Origin of the sequence: Runella sp. (assembly GCF_965279615.1) — a bacterium.
GTDB lineage: Bacteria > Bacteroidota > Bacteroidia > Cytophagales > Spirosomataceae > Runella.
The window spans coordinates 7,682,977-7,701,023 of record NZ_OZ257252.1 but is presented as its reverse complement, the minus strand read 5'-3'; the positions used below and the strand labels follow the sequence as shown (position 1 = coordinate 7,701,023).

15 protein-coding genes are annotated in these 18,047 nt (G+C 34.9%); 14 read left to right on the top strand and 1 reads right to left on the bottom strand.

All coding sequences use genetic code 11. The features are described 5' to 3' along the window. The first annotated feature begins 82 nt into the window (after positions 1–82). The 13 genes from ACQY73_RS32610 to ACQY73_RS32550 all read left to right on the top strand — a co-directional run bounded on the left by ACQY73_RS32610 (position 83) and on the right by ACQY73_RS32550 (position 14,989). A complete protein-coding gene (locus tag ACQY73_RS32610) occupies positions 83–2,329 on the top strand; it encodes an SLBB domain-containing protein (protein ID WP_428658508.1) in 2,247 nt (748 codons plus the stop codon). A gap of 67 nt (positions 2,330–2,396) precedes the next feature. Beyond that, a complete protein-coding gene (locus tag ACQY73_RS32605) occupies positions 2,397–3,473 on the top strand; it encodes a Wzz/FepE/Etk N-terminal domain-containing protein (protein ID WP_428658505.1) in 1,077 nt (358 codons plus the stop codon). Positions 3,474–3,620: 147 nt separating this feature from the next. After that, positions 3,621–4,499, top strand: coding sequence for a sulfotransferase family protein (locus ACQY73_RS32600; RefSeq protein WP_428658502.1), 879 nt, complete (start codon positions 3,621–3,623; stop codon positions 4,497–4,499). Between the two features lie 14 nt (positions 4,500–4,513). Further along, positions 4,514–5,851 carry an oligosaccharide flippase family protein gene (locus ACQY73_RS32595; RefSeq protein ID WP_428658499.1) on the top strand — a complete coding sequence of 446 codons (1,338 nt, stop codon included), beginning with the start codon at positions 4,514–4,516 and terminating at the stop codon, positions 5,849–5,851. Further along, entirely contained in the window at positions 5,844–6,848 is a 1,005-nt protein-coding gene (locus tag ACQY73_RS32590; RefSeq protein ID WP_428658496.1) for a class I SAM-dependent methyltransferase, read from the top strand. The genes ACQY73_RS32595 and ACQY73_RS32590 overlap by 8 nt, the downstream gene beginning before the upstream one ends. Before the next feature lie 123 nt (positions 6,849–6,971). Continuing rightward, complete coding sequence (locus tag ACQY73_RS32585; RefSeq protein WP_428658493.1) at positions 6,972–7,838, top strand: class I SAM-dependent methyltransferase; 867 nt, start codon at positions 6,972–6,974, stop codon at positions 7,836–7,838. Beyond that, positions 7,838–9,094 (top strand): glycosyltransferase family 4 protein, encoded by a 1,257-nt coding sequence (locus ACQY73_RS32580; protein ID WP_428658490.1) that lies wholly within the window; start codon positions 7,838–7,840, stop codon positions 9,092–9,094. Before ACQY73_RS32585 ends, ACQY73_RS32580 begins: the two co-directional genes overlap by 1 nt. Further along, entirely contained in the window at positions 9,078–9,875 is a 798-nt protein-coding gene (locus ACQY73_RS32575) for a glycosyltransferase family 2 protein (protein ID WP_428658487.1), read from the top strand. The genes ACQY73_RS32580 and ACQY73_RS32575 overlap by 17 nt, the downstream gene beginning before the upstream one ends. After that, a complete protein-coding gene (locus ACQY73_RS32570) occupies positions 9,876–11,246 on the top strand; it encodes a hypothetical protein (RefSeq protein WP_428658484.1) in 1,371 nt (456 codons plus the stop codon). Beyond that, positions 11,243–12,400, top strand: a complete 1,158-nt coding sequence (locus ACQY73_RS32565) for a glycosyltransferase (RefSeq protein WP_428658481.1) — start codon at positions 11,243–11,245, stop codon at positions 12,398–12,400. Before ACQY73_RS32570 ends, ACQY73_RS32565 begins: the two co-directional genes overlap by 4 nt. After that, positions 12,372–13,118: an FkbM family methyltransferase gene (locus ACQY73_RS32560; RefSeq protein ID WP_428658478.1), complete on the top strand. Its 747-nt coding sequence runs from the start codon at positions 12,372–12,374 to the stop codon at positions 13,116–13,118. Before ACQY73_RS32565 ends, ACQY73_RS32560 begins: the two co-directional genes overlap by 29 nt. Then, positions 13,111–14,067 carry an NAD-dependent epimerase/dehydratase family protein gene (locus tag ACQY73_RS32555; protein WP_428658475.1) on the top strand — a complete coding sequence of 319 codons (957 nt, stop codon included), beginning with the start codon at positions 13,111–13,113 and terminating at the stop codon, positions 14,065–14,067. Before ACQY73_RS32560 ends, ACQY73_RS32555 begins: the two co-directional genes overlap by 8 nt. Positions 14,068–14,245: 178 nt before the next feature. Beyond that, positions 14,246–14,989, top strand: a complete 744-nt coding sequence (locus tag ACQY73_RS32550) for a WecB/TagA/CpsF family glycosyltransferase (RefSeq protein WP_428658472.1) — start codon at positions 14,246–14,248, stop codon at positions 14,987–14,989. Between the two features lie 115 nt (positions 14,990–15,104). On the opposite strand, the gene ACQY73_RS32545 is transcribed toward ACQY73_RS32550, so the two are convergent. After that, on the bottom strand, positions 15,105–16,361 hold the full coding sequence (locus ACQY73_RS32545) for a hypothetical protein (RefSeq protein WP_428658469.1): 1,257 nt from the start codon (positions 16,359–16,361) through the stop codon (positions 15,105–15,107). A gap of 173 nt (positions 16,362–16,534) precedes the next feature. Here ACQY73_RS32545 and ACQY73_RS32540 point away from each other — a divergent pair, with 173 nt between their 5' ends. Beyond that, on the top strand, positions 16,535–17,956 hold the full coding sequence (locus ACQY73_RS32540) for a gliding motility-associated C-terminal domain-containing protein (protein ID WP_428658466.1): 1,422 nt from the start codon (positions 16,535–16,537) through the stop codon (positions 17,954–17,956). Positions 17,957–18,047 lie beyond the last annotated feature (91 nt).

The following is an 18,047-nucleotide window of genomic DNA, read 5'->3' as shown; positions in this document are numbered from 1 at the left end:
GACTTTACGCATCCGTTTTTTTTATCTTTGCATTTTTTGTTTTTCTTTTATAGAGGGAATTTATGCCCAAACACCATCTAAGGTGGATCAATTAAGTGATTCTCAAGTCAAAGCATTTTACGAAAGAGCCAAAGCCAGCGGTATGTCTGAAATGCAAATTGAGCAGGCGGCGTTGGCACAGGGATTTACGCTCTCCGATATTTCTTTGATGAGAAAGCGTATTTCAGATATGCAAACCAACGGGAATAAGCAGGATTCAGACACTAGTGACAGTATAAAAGTGGGCCGGCAGCAAATCGGCAAATTAAGTAAACGTGCGATTGAAAAAGATTCCATCAAACCTCCCAAAAAAGAGCCACTCAAAATATTTGGCAGTGATCTGTTCAATACTGAAGGGCTTACATTTGAGCCAAGTCTTAGAATTGCCACTCCCAAAAATTATCAATTAGGTCCCGATGACGAACTGCTGGTCGAAATATACGGCGATGCCAAAGGTTCTTATCGCCTGAAAGTGAGTCCTGAAGGCACAGTTAAAGTCCTGAACCTTGCTCCTATCTATGTGAGCGGTCTATCAATCGAAGACGCTCGTGACAAAATTGTCAGTCGTTTGAAACAATCCTACTCCGGCCTGAACTCAAGTGGTTCATTTGCCTCTATCAATTTGGGGAGCATACGGAGTATAAAAGTAATGGTTACCGGGGAAGTGGTAAAGCCGGGGGTTTATACCGTTTCTTCACTCGCTACGGCTTTTAATGCCCTTTATCTGTGTGGTGGGCCCAATAAAAACGGTTCATTCAGAACCATCAACGTTATTAGGAATAATAAAATCGTGCGTACCATTGATATCTACGATTTTCTGCTTCGGGCCAATCAGGCCGACAATATCATTTTACAGGATCAGGACATTATTCAAGTCCCCTTTTATATTACGCGCGTTGAGCTGGATGGAGAGATCAAACGTCCTGCCATTTATGAGCTTAAAAAAGGCGAAACGCTTCAACAGTTGGTAGAATTAGGCGGTGGATTCAATGAGCAGGCCTATCAGTCTTCCATTACGCTGCGTCGTAATACCGAGAAAGCCCGTAAAGTTGTAACAGTAAGGAAGAATGAGTTCTTAACTTTTTTACCACAAAGCGGAGATGCCATTGTAGTAGGCAAGATATTAAGTCGGTTTGATAATCGGGTTCAAATCAACGGAGCTGTTTTTCGACCCGGTGAATATGCATTGGGTGATAATCTTAAGACGCTGAAAGATCTTGTAAATCAATCAGAAGGAGTGCGCGAAGATGCTTTTCTGAACAGAGTGCTCATTCACCGCGAAAAACCCAATCGTGAACCTGAAGTAATTGCCGTTGCATTGGGTAAAGTATTAAATAATGAATTACCCGATATTGAATTGAAAGCGCAGGACAGTGTAATTGTTGCCTCCATTAAAGAGCTGCGGCAGGAATATTTTGTAACCATTGTGGGGGAAATCAATAATCCGTCAGATTTTGCTTATGCAGACGGGATGACCGTCTCCGATTTAATTACACAGGCAGGTGGTCTAACCGAAGGTGCCATTGATAGCCGAATTGAGATTGCACGCCGTATCAAAGACAGCAACCTTGCTGATGTTTCTGACAATGTAACCATTCAGATCCTTACCTTAAAAATAAACAGGGATTTATCCTTATCTGCCGGGGATCAGCAACTTCAGCTTCAACCGTTTGATATTGTTTATATTCGAAAATCAACACGCTATGATAAGCAACGAAGCGTAGTGATCATGGGAGAAGTAAATTATCCCGGTACATATGCCATCCAAAATAACAGCGAACGAATCACTCAGCTTTTGGAACGTGCAGGTGGTCCAAAATTGAACGGGTATCTTCCTAATGCTATATTTAGAAGAGCAGGGGAACGAATTGCGCTTGATATTCAACAGGTTGTAGCAAACCCATCTCTTGAAAGCAATATTATTCTGGAAGAGGGTGATACCATATATATTCCTGAACGTTCGGAATTGGTTCGTATCGAAGGTGCTGTTCTTAATCCCTCTATTGTAAATTTCTCAAAAGGATTTAGCTATTCAGATTATTTGTCACAGGCAGGAGGCTACGGTGATCGCGCCAGAAAAAGCCAAGTTTACATTACGTATGCTAATGGTTATACAGAACGTACCCGTAAATTTTTGTTTTTTAATATACGACCCAAGGTACAACCCGGCAGTGTCATAACAGTACCTTATAAGCCTAAGGATGATCGGCGTTCCGATCTCACCGGCCCCGTGATCATGTCTTTCTTCGGAACCGTAGTTATTGCCCTCGCCACTTTGTTAAGAAATTAATAAAATTTGTGACCAAAATCAAAATTGAAAGTCACTATTAATAATCATTGATTTCTAAAATCAATTTATGCAAGATTCAACGCCAAATAGAACCCCTGTTATTAAAAGAGATGAAATTGAGATCAATATTCATGATATAATCTCATTCTTTAGAAGCAACATTCGCAGGATTATACTTTGGGGAGCAGGTTTTGGAGTTTTGGGAGCCATTTATGCTTTTACTGCCCAAAATGAGTTTGAATCAAAAGCCGTTGTTTTACCCGAAATTGCTTCAAGCAGTGCATTAGGGAAGATGGGAGGTCTGGGTGCATTGGCAGGGTTGGCCGGAATAGATATTTCCCAGATGAGCAGTACAGAAGCCATACGGCCCGATCTTTATCCCAGTATTACCCAAAGCCTGCCGTTTGCCTTATTTATGCTTGAGCAAAAAGTTTATGTCTCAAACTTACAAAAAACGATTGCTTTACATACCTATTTTGAGATACTGGAGGAAAGTTGGTTAAACAAGTTCCTCGGTTCAAAGGAGAAAGACAAACCTAAATTAGATCCCCGCCAATTTAGCCAAGCGGTAGAAATCACTAAAAAACAGGAAATATGGGTTAAGCAGATTCAGCAACGAGTTATGACCTCCTTTGATAGAAAAACAGGCATCATTACGATTAATACCAAAATGCCCGACCCGGTCGTAGCTGCCACAGTAGCTCGTTTATCTGTTGAATATATAAAAGAGTACGTCACTAACTATCGAACAGATAAAGCACGAAAACAGCTCGTGTTCCTACAAAAGCAAGTCAATGAAGCTAAATCAAGGTATCAAAATAGTGAGGCCGCTCTGGCAGGCTATCGCGATCGTAACAGCTTTTTGGTTATGAACTCTGCAAAAGTGGCCGAACAACGTTTACAATCAGAGTTTATGTTGGCCCAAAATGTATATAATGGGCTGGTACAGCAATATGAACAGGCTAAGATACGGGTGGAAGAAGAAACACCTGTTTTTAAAATGTTGGAACCTCCTAAAATTCCTTTGAAAAAGAGTGAACCGAGAAGAGGCGTAATTGTTGCAGTGTTTAGTATTATAGGTTTTTTTCTGAGTATTTTGATAAAAGTTGTCCAACAACTTACAGGTTCAATAAAAAAACAGTAATCAGGGCAAGAATCATCACATAAATGTTTGTCTTTGTGAAGTTTGAACTAAAATAACACTTAATATTTATTACTTCTGCAAACAGATCTCTTTGTTTCAGAAAATATATTAAAGTCGATTTATAGAAATAAGTTATTCACACAACGCATGGATATAGTTGAGAAAAAAAAAGTAAATTTATTTATCGTTGGGGCGGCTAAATGCGGTACTACATCATTATATAATTACCTAAGCGAGCATCCATCAGTCTTTATGAGTCCGGTAAAGGAGCCGCATTTCTTTTCTGAAGTATATCAGGAAAAACCCATTAAAATAATAAAAGAGAAGAGATACCATTCAGTGGTAATCAATGATTTAGATCAATACAATAGCCTATTTGATGATTGCATAAATGAGTCAGTTATAGGAGAAGCAAGTACTTCTTATTTATGGGATACAAATGCCGCTCAACGAATTTATAATTATAATCCTGGCGCTAGGATTATAATTATGTTAAGAAACCCTATAGAACGCGCTTTTTCTCATTATGTAATGCAAAAGTTTACAGGCATGGAAAATTTAAGCTTTTATGATGCATTACAAAAAGATATTTCAACAAGCAATAAAAAATGGGGGGTTGATAATATTTATATTGATTTAGGAATGTACCAAAAACAAGTAGAGAAATATACAAGCATTTTTCCTAAAAAAAATATAAAACTTGTTTCATTCCAAAAGTTCAAAATGTATACTAAAGATGAGTTTGATAATATTTGTGATTTTTTAGGAATTGAAAGGGGGTTCGTTACTCAATTTACAGTTTACAATGAAAGTAAAAAAGACAAAAATTTGCTAATCACCAGTATTAAGTCGTTTTTAAGAAATAAAATCAGTTATGACTGGATTCCTGATTCAATAAAAGTAAAAATTAAAAAAAATATAACTAACAAAAATAACGAAAATATAGATAAGGCTGCTTTCAAACTACTGAGTGAAGTTTATGCATCTGAGATCAGGTATTTATCAAGTGAAGGGCTCATTTTTTAAAAACATTGGCGCGTATGAAAATTTCTTATGCATTTTTTTTTCAAAAAGCTCTTCAAATTCAGTCAAATAAGAGGTCTTTTTCAGCATTAACTACAGGCGTTGCAGGGATTTTATCTAAGGCGTCCAGTTTATTAGTACAGATAATTACAATACCATTATTAACAAGCTATTTAGGCAAAGAACAGTTTGGAATTTTATTAACATTTATTTCTGTTACTTTATTTTTGGGAGTAAGCGATTTAGGATTAGGCATAAATCTCCAAAATAAATTACCGGTTTTGGAAGCCAACCAACAAAACGATGAAGCTCGTGATTTAATTTCTGCATCGTTCTTAATCATGTCTGTTTTTTGCGTATTTATAATTATAATTTTTCTGGGATTATATTATTTTATAGATTTTTTTGATTTTTTAAAATTTCGAAAGGACGCTACAAATTATACAATTGTACCAATTATTGTTGTTTGTTTTTCATTAACAATGCCTTTTTTATTAATTAACAAAGCGTATGCTGCTAAATTCAAAGGCTATATTAATGAAGTATTCAGTTCTATATCATTTATTTTAATACTATTTTTATTATGGTGTGCCGTAAATTACAAATGGGAGATAATTTTCATTGCTTTAATTTATCAGGGAATACCTTTAATAATGGCTATCATAAGTTTTATTTATTTTTTCGCATTATATAAAGAATTAAGCATAAATTTTAAAAATGTATCTAAAAAGTTTTTTGCAAATACATTTCGAGAGAGCGTAAAGTATTTGCTTATTCCTTTCTCAATAATGCTTATCAATGCTCCGGACAGTTTTTTTATTGCCAAATTTATTGGAGTTGAAGAAGTAGTTACATACAATATAGTTTTGAGGTTTGTATACTTATTTACATTCCCAGTCATTTTATTAGTAAACCCTTATTTATATAGTTACAATGATGCTTTTGCTAAAAATGATATTTTATGGATCAAAAAAATGAATAAAAACATCATATTGACTCTTTCCGGAATTTGTATTCTTTTTTTTACAATATTATTTTTCTTTGGTATTGATATAATTAGGCTATGGGTTGGTAAAGCCACAATTATAAGCCATGAACTATTGTTAGTAGCCGGTATGTATATTATATTTACTATTTTCAATTCTTTTTTTTCTATAATTGCCAACACTTCTCCTTATTTATCATTGTTCATTCGAATACTTCCTTTTTCAGCCATAACATCTCTTATTTTCAAATTCATACTATTACAATTTTATCCTACCATTGAATCAATTTTTCTTGGAACGATGATTTCAATGATTTGTATCTTTTTTATACCGCTTAGTATTCGAATTAAAATACAGCTATATGGTTAATCATCTTTCAATTGAAAAAGGCAATGAGCATTTAATACAGTGTCCATCATGTAAAAGTGAAGACATTTTAAAGATTGGAAAAGTTCCGGAGGCTTTTTATTTTGGCACGAACATATTTCAGGTGCCAATTAATAGCGGTTACCTTTGTAAATGTAATCATTGTTCTTTATATTTTAAGAATCCTTTATTACAAAAAGATTACATTGATTATCTATACTCCATTCAACCGGAAACTCTATGGTTGTATAAAGAAGAAAGAGTAGACTTTGAGCTTTTAGTTAACTATATTACCAGCAAAAAACCAAATAGTAGTATTGGCAAAATACTTGATATTGGTTGTTTTGACGGTGCATTCTTAATTAAGCTAAAGAATCGCTTAAACAATAGTTCTAACGAGTATTACGGAATTGAACCTTCAGAAAAGGCTGCTACAGTAGCTAAAGAACATGGAATTAAAATTATTGGCAAATTCATAAGTGATTTAAAAGAGTACAACAGTTATTTTGACACAATTGTATTAATAGATGTTTTTGAACACATAACCGATACTGTAGAGTTATTTCAAGCTTTAAATGATGCACTGCTTCCCAATGGAAATATTATAATTTTAACCGGATGGGTTGACAGTATCCCTTTTAAAGAATATCAAAATGAATACTACTATGTTTCTATGCCTGAACATATTTTATTTTTAAGCAATGCACATGCTGAATTTTTATCACAGAAATTCAGTTTCAGTGTTTCTTCCAAAAAACTATTTAGCCATATTGAGCTTCAAAAAAGCAAATTATATAGCATCAAGATTTTGATTAAAAATTCAATATTTTTATTTTTAAATTCAATCCCTGCTATTTTCTTTATTTCAAAAAAGAATAAATTCATAAGAAAATTACTTCAACTGCGTGGGTATGGACTTATTGATAAAAAGCAGAGGCCTGATCATATAATGATTGATTTTGTCAAAATAGGCAAAAAGCAATCAGCTTCAAATTCTTAAAAGCCTTATTTATTTTAAAAATTTACAAAAAAATCAAGCAAACTACTAAAACAAAAATAGTAATTTCATGTTAAATTATTTATTTCAGACAATAGTGTTTTATAGATTTCAAGATATTTTTTTATGAAAAACAAAATCAAATATTTTTTAAGGTCAATTAAGAATTATACTACTTCAAAGGTTTGCCCTTATTGTGGAAGTACTGTTTATTCAATTATTGATAGGAAATATTTAATAACAACCCTTAATGAATGCAAGAATTGCAAACTCTATTATCGACACCCTACCGATACTATATCTTTTAACAAAAAATTCTATCAAGACGATTATGAGCAGAAAGATGGTGTAACAACTGATTTACCTTCAGATAAAGAACTAGAAGTATTATTAGAACAAAATTTTGTAGGTATCGAAAAAGATTCATCATCAAAAATAGAAATAATAAATAGTTTTTTCCCTAAAAGCCCAATAAATATAGTTGACTTTGGAGCTAATTGGGGATATACGAGCTATCAATTCAAAAAAAAAGGTTGGAATGTGCAATCATATGAAATTTCTGTACCGCGTGCGCAATTTGGAAATAAATTGGGACTTGATATATTTACCTCTGTTTCAGAATTAAAAGCTCCTGTAGATGTATTTTTCAGTTCCCATGTAATTGAGCATTTACCTGACATTAAGAGCATGTTTCTTTTAGCTAAACAACTGGTAAAGTCAGACGGCTTATTTATTTGCTATTGCCCAAATGGCTCTAATGAATTCAAAGAAAAAGAGCCTGAGAACTTTCATAGGCTATGGGGAGAAGTTCATCCTAACTATTTGAATGTAGTTTTTTTTAAGAATGTATTTAAAGATGTTCCTTATTTAATTGGAAGCAATTCTTCATCTATTGAAGAAATTAAAAAATGGGATATGAAGAGCCAAAACATTCTTGATGTTTCGGGAATTGAACTTTTTATTTACGCTCAAATCAACAATTATTCTTTTTAATGAAACTTATTATCTCGCAAGGCCTTACTAAAATTCATTTAATTGAAACAAGCATCGCTTTAAAGAGGCAAGGCGAAGTTAAAATAAAATACTTAACGGGTTGGGTACCTCGATATATTCCCGCTAAAGTTGTAAATTTTATTGGGAATATGGTTGGTAGGCCACAACTTTCAAAGCGTTTACTTGTACGAACTCCTAAAGAATTATCAAGCAATGAAATAATAACCAATGCACTACCTGAATTCTTATATTGGGGGCTATTGCCTTTCCGGCATATTTCTTTTTTTTTCAAAGATCAACTGGAGTCGTTTTGTTGGCGATTTTGGGGGTATTGCACCATAAATCATTTAACTGATGCAGATATTTTTCACGTACGAAGCGGTGCCGGACAAGGGGGAGCTATTCAAAAAGCTAAAAAGAATGGCATAAAGGTAATTGTTGATCACAGTATTGCACATCCTAAAGCCATCCGATTAAGCCTCCAGCAAGAGTACAAAAAGTTCAATAAAAAAGCCTTGGTTTCAGAAAATCATCAGTTTTGGAAATTAGTGCTCAAAGATTGTCAGGAAGCCGATTATGTTTTAGTAAATTCAGACTATGTGAAAGAAACATTCCTTTTAGAGAATTTCCCATCTTCAAAAATTAAAGTTATTTATTGGGGTGTTCGGAAGGATTTTTTTAAGCTTAAAAAAGATTATACAATAAAGGATAAAATAATTAAATTACTGTTTACCGGTACGTTCGATTTACGAAAGGGAGCAGCTACACTTGTTGATGCTCTTAATATATTAACATCAAGAGGATTGATTTTTCTATTAGATGTAGTGGGGCCTTATGCTGAAGAAGCAACTTCTGTCCTAAAAAATTTACGCCATCCCAAAAATGTTATTTTGCACGGTGCACTTCTACAGGATGATATAAAATCCTTTTTGACCAATGCAGACATCTATGTATTCCCTACTTTTGCTGAGGGTTCAGCTCGCTCTGCAATGGAAGCAATGGCGGCAGGATTGCCTGTCATTACAACTAATAATTGTGGTGTACCTATTATTGATGGTGACAATGGGCTACTTATCCCCATTGATGCTCCTGAAATTTTGGCTAACAAGATTGAAAGCCTGGCCTTGGATTCACATTTGCGTGAGAAATTGGGTACAAATGCTGCTAAGACTATTCAGGACAATTATACATGGGAACACTATGCCAAAAATTTAAAACAATTCTACCAAGAAGTAATAAATGAAAAAATACTTTGATATGGAAACATATACTCCTAAAGTTTCGATTATTACTGCTGTGTTTAATGGTTTTCCATTTCTTGAAAAAACAATTAAGAGTATTCTTTCACAAAGTTATTCCTCAATAGAGTACATTATCATTGATGGTAACTCATCAGACGGTACGCTGGATATTATAAAGAAATACAGTTCTCAACTAACCTATTGGGTAAGTGAGCCTGATAAAGGCATTTACGATGCCTGGAATAAAGGCCTTGCTAAAGCCGGGGGAGATTGGATTGCATTCGTTGGTGCCGGCGATATTTTGCATCAGCAGGCAATTGAAACTTATATAAATGAATTGGCGCTAAGTCGAAAAAAAGTAAATTATATTTCATCCGTTGTCGAAGTTGTGGATTCTCAATATCGACCCAGACAAAGTATTGGTTCAGCGTGGGAGTGGTTAAAAATGAAAAAATTCATGAATATTGCTCACGTAGGCTCTTTGCATTCTAAAGAATTATTTTTGCAGTATGGACTATTTGACATTTCATATAAAATTGCCGGTGATTATGCATTTTTTCTAAAAATAGGATGCAGATTAAATGCTCTTTTTATTGAGAAAACATTGGCACAAATGGTGGACGGGGGCGCAAGTACGGATCAAAGAGTTTTTGCAGAAGTTTTAAAAGCAAAAATCATTAACAAAATTGCGCCAAAATATATTTTATATTTTCAGTATTACATTCAACTTATTCGGTATAGTGTTAAGTCTATTGTTTACAAAACGACAGGAATTGCCATTCAACTAAAAAAATAAATGTTACACCCAATTACCGGCATACTGGTTAGTATTATTTCCTTTGTTATTGGCATTGGTATACTTTATTTTTATTACACAAAAAAAATTACAGTCATTGAAGCAGTTGTATTTGCTTTTGCGACTGAGACATTTAATATTGAATTTATTGGCCCTACCATTGGCCCATCTTTCTTTGTTTCTTATGCTTTTTTTTTCGAAGCAATATATCTTTTTTTGATAAAAAAAATAACTTTTTCCAAAGAATTTATTATTCTTTTAATACTTCCTTTGATTGCAAGTTTATTTGGTTTGCTTTGGCATATGTACAATCCTCAAATTTTTGCTGCTCCCTATACTAACAGTATACAATTTTACACCAAACCTATTTATTTTTATATAAAGAATTACTTGCCTTTTTTTAGTATGGGGTATAAGATTTATCTTGACCGATCTAATCTGAGCTTTGCACTTTTTAATCGCGTCATTACCAGAGTTGCAATAGCATCATGCGTGATAGGTTTATTACAGATATTATTTGTGAAATTTATTGATGAACCCAACCTTTCAAGGCTTATAGGGTCCCTCCCACGTTACAGGAATGCCAGCAATGAAATGTGGTCTATTCCAAGAGTTTCTGCGTTATTTAATGAACCCAAAAATTTTTCAGCGTTTATTGGAATTGCTCTTCCCATTATTTTTTTTGAAAAGCGATATACCTCATTCATATTTGTCCTAACTGTTGCTGTTTTGAGTTTATCTCAAACCTTTTGGGTTATTTTTATATCTGCCGTTTTTGTTTTCTTTATTTTCAAAAATTTATTCAGTATTCGAAAAATCATTTTAAGCTGTATTTCGTTGATTATTGCTTTTTTTTTGATCATATCTTCTGCAAAATCATTACTTGTTGAGAGTTATTTAAATAACAGAGAAAACCTATTATTATATTTAATAGCAGAACGTGCTGTTTCAAGATTGGAAGTTGATGATATTACTCAAGACAATGAATTCTTAGGAATGCCTTTACAAAGAGACATGGAGTATCCGATCTATAAATTTATTTCAGATTACCCAATATTATTGCTTACCGGTTATGGCCCCGGCAATTTTTCGTTTGTTGACCCTAACTACTTTTCAGGGATTATGGGAGATTATATTTATAATGAAAGGGCAGAAAAATTTATTACTTACAATGTAAACATGCGTTGGTACTATTGGATAGTTGAAACAGGCATTATTTCTTTTCTTATCTATTTTATGGCTCTGACTAAGGCAAATTCAAAGGTTAAATTTCAAAATCAATATTATTCATTTTTATGGCTTGCGTTTTTTTTTACAAATATTGATGCTTTCATTATCATGTATTATCTTTTAATCAGATACGAGGAATGAAAGTATTACATATAATAGAGGGATTAGATAAACGATTGGGAGGGTTGCCTTACAGTGTTTCAAATATTATTCGGGTAGAAAAAGAATTAGGATACTGCAGTTTTGTCCTCTCTATAGAGGAACATTCCTATGAGTTGGATACTGTAGAATTCAATGAGGAAAATTTATTTTTATTCTCTTCTTCTTTTCCTAAAAGATTTTATCGAAGTAAAAACGCAATTGAATGGCTTAAAAAAAATATTTCTAATTTTGAATTGTTAGTATTCCACAGTACTTGGAATGTTTTATGTCTTGAAAGTTCTATGGTAGCCCGAAAGGCCGGTGTACCTTATATTGTATGGCCTCATGGATCTTTAGATCCGTTTGATCTGCAAAAAAAGCAGCTTTTCAAAAAAATACTTGGCCCGCTTATTGTCAAACCCTATCTGGAACATTCAAAATTTATCTGTTGCACTTCTGACAAAGAAGCGCAAATGCTTGTAACCTATAGCGCATCCTGTCAAATTCACTCTATTCCTTTGCCCGTTTTCAGCATTTCTCCGTCCAGCCCCTCCAGTTTAAGTGTGTCATTTAGAGAAAAATATCAGTATAGTGACGATGATTTTGTATTTTTATTTTTATCTCGAATCAATTACAAAAAAGGGTTGGAGGATTTACTAAACGCCATTTCTCTTCTGCCTGACCTCTATAAGCAAAAAGTTAAATTGGCAATTGCGGGTACAGGGGAACCTCTGTATGTTGAGAAAATTAAAGAACTTGTAGTTAAATTAAAGCTTCAGGAAGTTGTTTCATTTTTAGGGCAACTATCCGGGTATGATAAAATAGCTGCTTTTTACGGATCCGATACTTTTGTGCTAACCTCTCAAAACGAGAATTTCGGCATTGTCATTGTAGAAGCTATGCAGGCAGGGTTACCTGCCTTAGTTTCAAATAATGTGTATATTTGCAGTTCAATAGAGGCTCACAAGGCTGGTTGGGTGTGCGAATTGAATGAAATTTCCATAGTACATGCCCTAACAACCATCATTGAAAGTGTTCCACTTATGATTGATTTTCAAAAGAATGCATTTCAGCTTGGTCAATCATTTAGTGTTCCACAATTAAAAGTAAAATATAAAAATTTGTATGAGTCTGCTGTTAAATCGTCTAATTAGAGCGCTGGAATTGATACGGGTCAAAGGTGTCTCCAAGTACTTTTTAAAGTCTAAAGTCTTTTCTATTTCCTCTACTAAACTTGTTGAGAGTATTGCCAAATATACCCCTGACTTTAACAGTATTCTGGATATCGGCGCAAATCATGGACAGTTTCTGTTTGCAGCCAGAACTCGCTTCCCCAATGCTGTTATTCATTCCTTTGAGCCATTACCGGAACTGTTTGATAACCTTCAAAAAAAGACCGCCGGCTTGGAAGGTATCTATATCAATAATACAGCCCTCTCAAATGTAGAAGAAGAAATTGCTTTTTATGAAAGCGAGTATTCTCATATAAGTTCTGCATTAAAGGTAAGCGACAATAATACTAATCCTAAATACAAAGAAAGCAAAACCAAAGAAATAAAGGTTGCCTGTACTACCCTGAATACCTACGTAGGTTCTATTTCTTTAAAACGGCCAACTCTATTGAAGATAGACGCTCAAGGGCTTGAAAAGACTATCTTGGAGGGCGCTAATAAAGTACTGGGAAAAATAGATTATATTGTTCTTGAACTGGCATTTGAAAAGTTATATGATTCTCAACCTATTTTTGAAGAAATTCATGATTTATTATCAAAACAGGGATTTGCCCTTGTTGCCCCTATGGATTTTCATACCGGGAGTGATAATAAAATAATAGAAATGGATGCGCTTTACAAACGAATCACCCATGGATAAACTTTTAGTAACCGGCGGCTCAGGTTTTATCGGCACAAACCTCATAGACTATTACCTTGGCAAGAACTTTGAGGTTTACAATTTGGATATCAAAAAGAATATGAATCCAAAGCATGATTCATTATGGCTTCAGGTTGATCTATTGGATTTAAATAGTCTAAGGAAAATTATCGCGGAGATCAATCCCGATTATGTCATTCATCTTGCAGCACGAACAGATTTGGGCGGCACCCACTTAGATGATTACAGAGTAAATTTTGATGGAACCGAAAATTTAATCAAAGCACTCCGTTACTCAAAGAATGTAAAGAAAGCAGTGTTTGCCTCAACGATGTATGTCTGCAAAGTGGGCTACCAACCTGTTCACAATGAAGATTATTGCCCGCATACCATCTATGGTGAGAGTAAAGTAGTGATGGAAAAAATGATACGCAGCAATAATCTTCCCTTTGAATGGTCAATTGTAAGACCAACTTCAATCTGGGGTCCTTGGTTTGGAGAGCCTTATCGAAGGTTTTTTGATATTGTATTAAATCAAAATTACCTGGATATCGGGAAACATTCCTGTACCAAGACCTATGGTTACGTTGAAAATACTATATTTCAAATTGACGCCATTTTAAACAATAAAAGTACGCTTCAAAAAACCTACTACTTAGGTGATTATGAACCTATATTTATAAGTGATTGGGCATACGAGATTGCTGAGATTGCGAAAGTCAGAAAACCTTATAAGGTTTCGTATGGATTAATGAAAGGGCTTGCGATGACCGGTGATTTCATTAAATTAGTGTATAAAAATTTCCCAATGACTCGGTTCAGATTAAATAATATGACCACTGATAACATATTCGATCTTACTCCTACCCGAGAAATTGTTGGAGAATTACCGTTTATACGCATAGATGGTATTAGGAAAACAATTCAGTGGATTAAAAATTATAATTAACACCCTGCCTTATAACTTGTTATTTTTTATTCTGATAAAGAAATAGAGCACAAAAAGTACAAGATTCTTTATTATTTACTCGCATAATATTCATGATTAGCTTATGTAGAAGTAGGGATTAAATAACTAAATCAATTCTAACTATTCTGATGTGCACTAATTTATCCGGCTTTCTACTATGACCTACTTTAATATCGTTACTATACTTGGAGTAAAATTTGTTAATGGAAGTGTGGACAAAGTTTTTGATTATTTAAATGAAAATGGAGGTCTTTTAACTGCACCGGCAGCTCCTTCTATGCTATCTTTAACAACTGATCATGTATATTATAATGCCTTGAAAAATTCAGACGTTGTCATTCCTGACAGTGGATTTATGGTTCTTTCATGGAACCTCATTTCCAAGGAAAAAATTGAAAAGATTTCAGGTTTAAAGTTTATTAATTATTTTATCAGTCATTTAAACAAACTTAGATTTAATTCCCTTTTTTTGGTTAATCCGACAGAGTTGGATACAATGATTAATAAACAATTCTTTATTCAAAGAGGATTGGCCATTCCATCAGATAATTTATATACTGCTCCTTTTTACAATGGAAATATTGAAGATGATATCTTGTTATCAAAAATAGAAGCTAAAAAACCGTTCTGGGTTCTAATTAATATAGGAGGGGGGACTCAAGAGCAATTGGGACATTATCTACGCCGAAATTTGAGCTATCGTCCGGCAATAATTTGCACAGGAGCCGCTATTGCATTTAAAACAGGGCGCCAGACTCATATTCCGAAATGGGTAGATAAATTATATTTAGGATGGCTTGCCCGTTGTATTTCTAATCCTAAAGTATATATACCAAGATACATGAAAGGATTTAAATTACTGCATCTTATTTTAAAATACGGCTCTAAACCCATCAATTGATCTGGATTTGATAATAATACTTTTTCAATCTAAGAACACTACACTAAATCATACTAAAAAGGGTGATAGCCGATAAAGCCATCACCCTTTTTAGTATGATACTGCAATTAGAGGGTTATTTCTTCGCCTCTAACTCTTTAATTTTTTTATCCAATTCAATGATATGCAGTGTTAGTTCCTCTATTTTCTCCATAAACATTTTACTTACCTTAGCAACATCAATACCTTCTTTGGTTATTTCATCAGCCGAAGGCACATTTGGCAAATGCTTATGAGCTTTGGTATACTTTTCAACTTCGTCCAAAGGCATCAGCTTATAGCTTGGCTCAAAAACATAATCCGCCCAGTTTGCTCCATCCGTTCTGAGTGCAACTTTAAGTTTCTCGGTCAAAATACCATCCTGAACGATTAGACGATATCCGGCCGGAGTTGGCATTGGCGTACCTGCATCAAAATCACCAACCGCTAAATAACCGGTTGTTTTTGAATTAACTTTTACCCAGTTAGTACTAAAGTCTCCTTTAATTAAAGGATTGGCTGTATTACTATTAGCAATGTATAATTTATTACTACCCGTTTCATTAAACCCAGCTTGGGTTCCGATAGCAATATTACCACTACCTGTTGTAGTTTCTAAAGCCCTTGCTCCAATGGCAACGTTATTGCTGCCATTACCGGTATATAAAGCTCTTCTACCTAAAGCAATATTTCCACTTCCTGTGGTATTTGTAAAAAGGGCAAAAGCACCTAGACCAAAGTTTTCAGAACCTGACGTATTTACCTTTAAAGCCCCTGCTCCAAATGCGATATTATCAATACCACTTGTATTTTGATAAAGCGCTTCTGATCCAAAAGCTGTATTGTTAACACCGGTTGATTGATATAAAGCGGCATAACCAAATCCTGTATTGTTCCCCCCGGTATTATTGGCTCCGGCATAGTAACCTAAAAAAGTATTCTGTCCCGGCTCAATTCTACCTGAAGGTGCGCCATTAACCTTAAATTTCAATGCAAAGTTATTGGTAGTACCGATAAAATCAGTAGCGTCCACGGCGTTTCCCTGCTTATCCCAAGCCCCTACTGAACTTGCTTCTCCTGTACGTGCACTGGAAGGTTGCCAAGCAGTACCATCAAAAGTGTAAGTACCTACTACCTGATCTGTTTGGAAAATAATCAAACCCGCCGCAGGATTTTTGATGGCATCGCGTTGTGCTTGGCTCATCCGAGGTAACAATAGACCTTTCGAGTTAGAATTCAAGTCTAACAGGGCAGAAGGATCAGGCTTTGTAGTGCCAATCCCTACGTTGTCTGCTTTCTGTGCCAAAACAGCCCCGCAACTAAAGGCCAAAGCAAGAGTAAGAATTTTTTTCATGTTTAAATATAGTTTTGTTTTCGTTTCTATTTCACACATCGAAAATAAGGGATAAAATCAGAACCAAAAAATGGTTTACTCTAAAATTATCTAACGGTAGCATTTTGTGCCGATGTGCAGCGTTAGATATTGGTATTCTCTTTCTATTTTTGCAAATGAAATTTTCATTCCCAATGATACGCTCACAGAATCGGCAGTTTCTACCTTATATTATTTCATTATGTGCTATATACTTATGTGGAATGGGTTGGGGAGGAGTTGTTTTTGGGCAATGCCCTTTTCCATCTCAATTTGGTCCTCAATGGGTTGACGGAAGTTTTAGTATAGCAGGTACCGAAGTAGGTACTCAATGTACAGGTCGTGCAGTACAGGTTACCACCCCTGCCAATGTAACAAAGGCCCGCTATATCTACGACTACAAAAGTAAAGCGGATACTTCTAAGGCAACTCCCCAGACTTCTTTTACCTATACTCAACCCGGTTCATATGCCATTGTTCAAATGGGAGTTATTAATGGAAAACCTTCATTATGGTGCAACTCAGTACAGGTATATTCTTCCTCCAAGCCTACTTTTACTTTATCGGATGGATGTGGAAATTCAACCAAATTAATGATCAATACTACAGGGCTCGCATTCGGGCAATATCTTATAGATTGGGGAGATGGTAAGCCTGCCCAGCTTTTCGCCCCGGGCCAACCCTCTCCTACTTACACCTATACAGGTCCGGGTGCTTACCAAATTAAAGTAACAGGTGAAGGTACCTTGGCTTTGGCAGGTTGTAAAGCCGTAAGCGACCCTCAAACGTTTGAAGTACTGCAAGATCCGGTTTCCATTACAAATGCAGTTACTACAGTAGTAGATAATATATATGGAAAGATAACTATAACACTCCCCAATACTGTTAAAACAAAAAATTATTCTTTCAATAGGAATGGCTCAGAAATACTACGAATAAGTAACACTTTAATAGATTCTACGACAAATACCTCTCAGGGGTCAGTTTGCTACCAAGTGTCCTATACCGATATTTGTGACCGTAGACCCACCAATCAACCTACTGTCTGCACTATTTATTTAGAAGTAGACGGAGAAACATTGAAGTGGACTTCACAATCGCCTTTTATTTCAGCAGTAGCTACTTATACTATTGAAAAAATTGGCGACAACGGACAAGTTTTGGCTACTTATCCAAATAATAATGCAGCAGAATGGCCTATAGATATCAATGATAATGACCCCACAGTAATATATCGCGTTCGGGCCACTTCTACCGATGGACAAAGCAGTATTTCCAATACCATTGTCTATGCGCGCGTCCCTAAGTTATTTGTCCCTGATACTTTTTCACCTAATAACGATTCAGTCAACGACACATTTGAAATAAAAGGACAAGCCATAACCATAGGGCAAATAACCATTTATGATCGTTGGGGAAATGTCCTCTATTCTACCGATAGTTGGACAAAAGCATGGGATGGCAGCGACGCCAATGGGCGAAAAGTCACCCAAGGCGCTTATACGTATAGAATAGATTATACCGATGTTCAAAACAAATCATATTCCAAACTTGGTACTGTTTATTTGGTTAGGTAGCTCGTAAAGGGAATCGTTAAACTTAAGGTGCTGCATGATCGAACAAATTTCAGCTATTGTATCGGGTGGAAATTAAGCATTTCAAACATAC

Bases quoted from the DNA above. Each gene is read 5' to 3' on its own strand.
- ACQY73_RS32605 (WP_428658505.1), top strand. From the start codon at position 2,397: ATGCAAGATTCAACGCCAAATAGAACCCCTGTTATTAAAAGAGATGAA.
- ACQY73_RS32600 (WP_428658502.1), top strand. From the start codon at position 3,621: ATGGATATAGTTGAGAAAAAAAAAGTAAATTTATTTATCGTTGGGGCG.
- ACQY73_RS32595 (WP_428658499.1), top strand. From the start codon at position 4,514: ATGAAAATTTCTTATGCATTTTTTTTTCAAAAAGCTCTTCAAATTCAG.
- ACQY73_RS32590 (WP_428658496.1), top strand. From the start codon at position 5,844: ATGGTTAATCATCTTTCAATTGAAAAAGGCAATGAGCATTTAATACAG.
- ACQY73_RS32585 (WP_428658493.1), top strand. From the start codon at position 6,972: ATGAAAAACAAAATCAAATATTTTTTAAGGTCAATTAAGAATTATACT.
- ACQY73_RS32580 (WP_428658490.1), top strand. From the start codon at position 7,838: ATGAAACTTATTATCTCGCAAGGCCTTACTAAAATTCATTTAATTGAA.
- ACQY73_RS32575 (WP_428658487.1), top strand. From the start codon at position 9,078: ATGAAAAAATACTTTGATATGGAAACATATACTCCTAAAGTTTCGATT.
- ACQY73_RS32570 (WP_428658484.1), top strand. From the start codon at position 9,876: ATGTTACACCCAATTACCGGCATACTGGTTAGTATTATTTCCTTTGTT.
- ACQY73_RS32565 (WP_428658481.1), top strand. From the start codon at position 11,243: ATGAAAGTATTACATATAATAGAGGGATTAGATAAACGATTGGGAGGG.
- ACQY73_RS32560 (WP_428658478.1), top strand. From the start codon at position 12,372: ATGAGTCTGCTGTTAAATCGTCTAATTAGAGCGCTGGAATTGATACGG.
- ACQY73_RS32555 (WP_428658475.1), top strand. From the start codon at position 13,111: ATGGATAAACTTTTAGTAACCGGCGGCTCAGGTTTTATCGGCACAAAC.
- ACQY73_RS32550 (WP_428658472.1), top strand. From the start codon at position 14,246: ATGACCTACTTTAATATCGTTACTATACTTGGAGTAAAATTTGTTAAT.
- ACQY73_RS32545 (WP_428658469.1), bottom strand. From the start codon at position 16,361: ATGAAAAAAATTCTTACTCTTGCTTTGGCCTTTAGTTGCGGGGCTGTT.
- ACQY73_RS32540 (WP_428658466.1), top strand. From the start codon at position 16,535: ATGATACGCTCACAGAATCGGCAGTTTCTACCTTATATTATTTCATTA.